The 6,085-nt window shown below is 70.4% G+C and carries 6 protein-coding genes and 1 pseudogene; 3 read left to right on the plus strand and 4 right to left on the minus strand.

What is annotated here, in order from left to right; all coding sequences use genetic code 11:
- Positions 1-972: hypothetical protein (locus tag IE249_RS32755; protein WP_189710716.1), on the plus strand; the 972-nt coding region annotated here is incomplete at its 5' end.
- Positions 973-1,201: 229 nt separating this feature from the next.
- Here the strand turns inward: IE249_RS32755 and IE249_RS32760 are convergent.
- On the minus strand, positions 1,202-2,134 hold the full coding sequence (locus IE249_RS32760; protein ID WP_189710718.1) for a hypothetical protein: 933 nt from the start codon (positions 2,132-2,134) through the stop codon (positions 1,202-1,204).
- A gap of 519 nt (positions 2,135-2,653) precedes the next feature.
- Positions 2,654-3,016: a winged helix-turn-helix transcriptional regulator gene (locus tag IE249_RS32765; RefSeq protein ID WP_189710720.1), complete on the minus strand. Its 363-nt coding sequence runs from the start codon at positions 3,014-3,016 to the stop codon at positions 2,654-2,656.
- A gap of 138 nt (positions 3,017-3,154) precedes the next feature.
- Here IE249_RS32765 and IE249_RS32770 point away from each other — a divergent pair, with 138 nt between their 5' ends.
- The gene (locus IE249_RS32770; RefSeq protein ID WP_189710722.1) at positions 3,155-4,186 is read left to right on the plus strand and encodes a zinc-binding alcohol dehydrogenase family protein; all 1,032 of its coding nucleotides are present in this window, start codon (positions 3,155-3,157) and stop codon (positions 4,184-4,186) included.
- Positions 4,187-4,352: 166 nt separating this feature from the next.
- Positions 4,353-4,691: pseudogene (locus IE249_RS32775) on the plus strand (pectate lyase-like domain-containing protein); the annotation flags it as partial.
- 112 nt (positions 4,692-4,803) lie between these two features.
- Here IE249_RS32775 and IE249_RS32780 read toward each other — a convergent pair.
- Together IE249_RS32780 and IE249_RS39230 are read right to left on the minus strand one after the other, a co-directional pair.
- A complete protein-coding gene (locus IE249_RS32780) occupies positions 4,804-5,622 on the minus strand; it encodes an ABC transporter ATP-binding protein (RefSeq protein ID WP_189710724.1) in 819 nt (272 codons plus the stop codon).
- The coding region (locus tag IE249_RS39230; protein WP_229859772.1) for a FecCD family ABC transporter permease at positions 5,619-6,085 on the minus strand (467 nt) is incomplete at its 5' end. The genes IE249_RS32780 and IE249_RS39230, both read right to left, overlap by 4 nt.

Genomic DNA, 6,085 nt, shown 5'->3' on the forward strand with positions numbered 1-6,085 from the left:
TTCATCAACTGGTTCGACCGAGAGGTCGATGAACTGACCGCGGTCGCTCAGCGGACCCGGAAGCAGGCTCAGAAGTCCAAGTGGCACGGCACGCAGAGTCAGCCGGCTCTGGCCAAAAAGCCGAAAGCGGCCCAGGCGAAGGCGCATGCGCCCGTGACCACCGCGGAGGACGGCCTGCGCATCTACGAAACCTTCCTCGACGCGGCGATCGAATCCCCACCCGAGATGTCCGCCCTGATGGAACGGATCTCCTGCTTCCTCCCTCAAAACGATCCGGTCTGGCGCCGGATCGCCGAAAAGGCCGCCTCCATGAAGATGGCCGGCTCCCTGAAGCCGAAGGACATCGAAGATTTCGCCATTCACCTGCAAGGAGTCCTCGGCGAGGCCATGGCACTGCGCCACCCCTGGGTCAACCATCTGATGGCGGAAGCGGGCGACCGCGCCCAGAAGCTGGTCACGAAGCTCGGGAGGGGCTGGCGGATCGTGGTCGTCGAGTCCGAGGTGTACGCGACCAAGACCCGGGGCAGCGGGCTGGCGCAGCTGTACGACACGTCCCTGTGGCTCGTCCGTGACGGGAAACGCGAGGCCGCGCCTCTGTGGATCATGGAGGTGAAGAGCGGAAACCTGTCCACGGCACCGGAGCAGATGCGAAAGGGCTTCTTCCGCGAGATCGGCGGCAGCGCCCAACTCCCCGTCGCCGGCGGCGAGGTCGAACCGTTCGCGGTGAGCAACCTGAGGAGCCTGCTGGAGAGGAACGGCGTCGATCCCACAGCGTCGGGCCTCGACGACCTGTCGACGCAGCGCCTCCTCGTCGCCCCCCGCCCACCCACGGACAGGGCGCTGAGCCGCGGTCTGCCCAAAGGTGTCGCCGTCGACTACGTCGAGTCGGTCATGACCCAGGCGGACATCCGGGCCGTGTCGACATATCTGGCCCGCGCGATCAAGAAGGCCAAGCCGGCTGCCGCTCCGTAGCCTTCCGGGACAGACGAAGAAGTGCCGAAAACTCACCCGAAGGCCCGAAGCCACCCCCACGAGACCGGCGTGGCCCTCGCATATTCCTGGGGGCGGCCGCCCACGGGCGCCCAGGTGCCCGGCGACTGGTCAGGCGGCACACCGCACGGCGTCTTGGGCCCGATCGACGCTGCCTTGTCCGTTCCGCAGGCATTCGCCGAGCCGTCCTTGACGGACGGGCCCCGGGGCGTCACGGGGCGGCCGCGGCTCTGCGCTGGGCCTGGTCGAACTCGGTCAGGGGGTCGCCGCCGGCCTGCCAGGGCCACTGGGTGACCACCCCGCCCAGTACCTCGAAGACCGGTGCGGCCTCCCGGCGCCGGTCGGCGGCCATCAGCGCGTAGGCGAGCGTGTTGAGGTCGGCCAGGGACCGGGCGTGGCGGAGGAAGCCGGGCTGGACCCAGGTGTGGGCCACACGGTCGAGGGCCTGCTTGGCCGTGACGTTCGACCAGTGGTTGCGCGCCACCAGCGCTTCGACTCCGCCCCGGCCGAGGATGGCCAGGTACTGGCTGACATGGGCGGTGAGTTCCGTGGCCGCGCAGGGGACATTCGCGGGCATCCGCAGGATCAGGGAGTCCACGAAGTCCAGGATCTGGAGGCGTGATCCGCCTTCCTCGGGGCTCAGGTACCCCAGCATGCTCAGGTAGGCCTCGCGGTTCCAGCGGTCGCGTGCGAGCACTTCGTTCCAGACTCCGAAGACCTGCGGCTGCGCCCAGTGTTCCAGGCGGGCGACCTTCAGGAGGATCACCCAGGGAGTGGGGTCCTCCGGGGCGATCTCCGCGGCCCGCAGGCAGTCGTCGGCCACTTCGGTCGCGTTCGCGAGGGATCCCTCGTGGCGGGCCCGCGCCACGCGGGCCCAGGCGTACAGCGCGAGCGCGTCGGCGTTGTCCGGCTCGCGGGTGGCCCAGGTGCGCGGCACATGTGTTTCGTTCAAGTGGTCCGCCAGTACGCCGAGGCGGTGGGTCCGCAGGTCCCAGTCCCCCCGGCCCTCCCCCAGCAGTCCGGAGATCTGTGCCGCGCACAGGTCCGTGTTCGCCAGCAGCGACTTCAGAAGTTTGCCCAGGTCCTGGTCGTCCAGTTCCGGAGCGAGGCGTGACCTGTTGCGGCGACTCGGAAGAAATCCCATGCCGGGAGGCTAGAGGGAACCTGGGCAGGCACAAGGTTTGCGCCAAGATCGTTACGGGTTGCACCTCGCCGCCGCGCCATTGGACCAGCCCGGCGCCGACAGGTCCTCCGGTTCGACGTCCTCCCGACCGGCCGACCGCAGCAACTCGACGACGTAAGCCATGCCCACGAAGGCGGGGCCGACGCGGGCGCGGCGGTCGGTCCTCCGCCGGCGGGTACACGATCGCCTCGGGCATGGGCCACCGTCGCCCCTGCCGACTCACGGCGCATCCGAGGCGCGGCCGTACGAGGCATGACGTCGCGTCACGGCTGCGGGCGGAGGGGGCCCTTCACGCTGCCCACCCCACAGGGCGGCTCCGGGTCGCCCCGGCTCCAAGGCTCATGCGGGCATCGGCACGCAAGTCGTCCGGCGCCGGCCGGTGGCGCGCCGGACAGGCGGCAGGCTCCGGTGCGGACCTGGTCGGGGTGTACGGTCCGGGTACGGTGACCGGTCCGGGTACGGTGACCGGTCCGGTCGGCGTCAGGCCTGGGCGATCTCGTCGATGTGGTTCTCGACCCACAGCCGCAGCTGCGCCAGCGGCCGGGCCACGCTGCGGCCCAGGTCGGTGAGCGCGTACTCCACGTGCAGCGGGACCGCGGGGTAGATCGTGCGGCTCACGAATCCCTTGTCCTCCAGGCGGCGCAGCGTCGAGGTGAGTACCTTCGGGCTGACGCCCTCCAGGCGCCGCTGCAGCGCCCCGAAGCGTTGCGGGCCTTCCTCCATGGCACCGATGGCGAGTGCCGACCACTTGTTGGCCAGCAGATCCAGAACCTCGCGGCACGGGCACTGGGCCGCGTATATGTCGTGGTGGTCGTGCCGTCCGGATGTGCACGGCGTCACCATGGTCAGGCCCTCCCTCTTTCCGGCACCGAGAAGTTACTTTCCTTTGGGAAGTAACTGCCCTTGAAGGTTACTACCTCCCTCGAGCTACGTTACGGGCGCAGTCACCACCAGCGCCACCAGCATCGCCAGGAGCCAAGGATGAGCAAGATGCCCGCCGTCATGCCCGCTGTCGCCTACCGCAAGAGCCTGCCCGTGGACGATGCCGGAAGCCTCGAGGACGTCCGGCTGCCGGTGCCGGAGCCCGGCCCTCGTGACCTGCTGGTAAGGGTCGAGGCCATCGCGGTCAACCCGGTCGACTACAAGGTGCGGCAGAACAATGACCCGGGCGGCGAGCCGAAGGTCCTCGGGTGGGACGCCGCGGGCACGGTCGTCGCCGTCGGCGACGAGGTGGAGGAGTTCGAGGCCGGCGACGATGTCTTCTACGCCGGTGCCATCGACCGGCCCGGCACCAACTCGCTCTTCCACACCGTGGACGAGCGAGTCGTCGGCCGCAAGCCCGCCACCCTCTCCTTCGCCGAGGCGGCGGCCCTGCCGCTGACGTCGCTCACCGCGTGGGAGGGCCTGTTCGAGCACCTCGGGCTGCGCGACCGAGCCCTGGAGAAGACCGGCACCTTGCTGGTCACCGCGGCCGCGGGCGGCGTCGGCGCGATGGTGGCCCAGCTGGCACGCGCGCTGACCGGCCTGACGGTGATCGGCACGGCCTCCCGCCCGGAGACCAGCGAGTTCGCCCGCCGCATGGGGGCCGCCCGCATCGTCGACCACCGCAAGCCCCTGGCACCGCAGGTCGCCGAAGCGGCACCGGGCGGTGTCGACTACGTCTTCAGCACCGCCGGTACGGATCAGAACCTGGCCGCCTACGCGGACATCCTCAAGCCGTTCGGACGGCTCGTGGCCATCGACGACTTCGGCCCGGTCGAGATCGGCCTGCTGAAGTCCAAGAGCATCTCCTTCCACTGGGAGTTCATGTTCACCCGCTCGCTCCACCGGACGCCCGACCAGGCGGTGCAGCGGCACATCCTGAACCAGATCGCCCGCCTGGTGGACGCCGGGATCATCACCACCACCGCCACCACCGACCTCGGCACGATCAACGCGGAGCACCTGCGGGAGGCCCACCGCATCATGGAGTCCGGCAGGACGATCGGGAAGATCACCTTGACCGGCTTCTGAGCCCGGCCCGCGCACCCGGCGCCTACGCGCACCACCCGTTCCACCCAGCCGTGCCTGCGGGAGCACCGGACGCACGGACCCGTCACCGCGGTGCGCTCCACACCGCGGTGCGCTCCGCGGCCACGGCGAGGGCGTGCCGGACCCTGCCGGGGTGGCCCACCGTGTTCGCACCCGGGCCGGCGGCTCCCTGCCCCTGGACCAGTTCTCCATCGCCAAGCCCGGTGCCGGTGCGGCCGACATGAACGCTGCGCTGGCTGCGGGCAAGAACCTTCTGATCACCGTCGGCAAGGCCACCCGGCCCCTGGTCGTCAACACCAACAACGCGATCATCGACCACAGCTGGATCTGGCGCGCCGACCACGGCGCCGACGATACCGTCGGCTGGAACACCAACACCGCCGACACCGGACTCGTCGTCAACGGCCAGAACGTCACCGCCTACGGCCTGTTCGTCGCGCACTTCCAAAAGACCCGGACCATCTGGAACGGCAACGGCGGCCGCACGTAATTCTTCTAGAACAGCTCCCCTACGCCCCCCGGACCAGCCGAGCGGGCAGGACGCGACCCTCGTCCGCGGCGCGTCCGGTGCCGATGACATAGGCACCGGCCGAGCCCGGTCATCTGCGGGCGGGCGCCCCGAGCGGTGCGGCCGTCGATGCCTGGTCCGCCGGCGCCCGGTGGTCGAAGGCGATGAGCGGGTCACCGGTCAGGGGATGGTCGACAACCGCCGCTCGCACCCCGAACACCTCGGCCATCAGCGCGGGCGTGAGGACCTCCCGCGGCGTGCCGGAGGCGACGACCGCCCCCTCGTGCAGGACATGCAGGCGGTCACAGACGGAGGCCGCGGCATTCAGGTCGTGCAACGACACCAGGGTCGTACGGCGCTGGGCCCGCAGCAGGGCGAGCAGCTCCACTTGGTGGCGGACGTCCAGGTGATTCGTCGGCTCGTCCAGCACCAGGACGTCCGGGTTCTGTGCGAACGCCTGTGCCAGCAGGACACGTTGGCGCTCACCACCGGACAGGGCCGTGAAGCGGCGTCCGGCCTGCTGCCCCATGCCGACGTCGGTGAGCGCCTGCGCGACGACGTCCCGGTCGCCGGCGTCCTCCCCGGCGAAGGCCCGCTTGTAGGGCGTACGGCCCATCGCGACGACCTCGCGCACGGTCAGCTCGAAGTCGCTCCCGCGCTCCTGCGGCAGGGCCGCCACGTGCTGCGCCGACCGGAGCGGAGTCATCTCGCGCAGGTCGGTGCCGGCGAGCAGGACCCGCCCGGCGGCGGGCTTCAGATGCCGGTAGACGGTGCGCAGGAGCGTGGACTTGCCGCTTCCGTTCGGGCCGACCAGGCCGGTGATCTGGCCGTTCTCAGCGACGAGATGGGCGCCCGCGACCACCGTACGGCCCGCGTAGGCGACGTGGAGGTCCTCGATGTCGATCCTCAACTGCCGCTCCCCAGACGCCGGTCCAGCAGGTACAGCAGGGCCGGAGCCCCGAGCAGCGAGGTGACCACGCCGACCGGCAGCTCCTGCGTGTCCATCGCCGTACGACACACGATGTCGACGACCACCAGGAGCAGCGCTCCGGACAACGCGGACAGCGGCAGCAGGCGCCGGTCGTCACCGCCCACCACCAGGCGGCAGACATGCGGCACCATCAACGCGACGAACGCGATCGCGCCGGAGACCGCCACCAGGATGCCGGTCAGCACGCTGGTCACGGTGAACAGTTCGCGGCGCAGCCGGGTGACGTCGACGCCGAGTCCGGCGGCCGTCTCGTCGCCCATCAGCAGGGCGTTCAGAGCCCGGGCGCGTGCCTGGAGCCACAGCAGCGCGGCGGGTACGGCGACGGCGGGCACCACGAGCAGTTCCCAGGTCGCTCCGCCGAGGCTGCCCATGAGCCAGAACA

This window comes from Streptomyces anandii JCM 4720, from assembly GCF_014650655.1.
In the GTDB taxonomy this organism is placed as follows: domain Bacteria; phylum Actinomycetota; class Actinomycetes; order Streptomycetales; family Streptomycetaceae; genus Streptomyces; species Streptomyces anandii.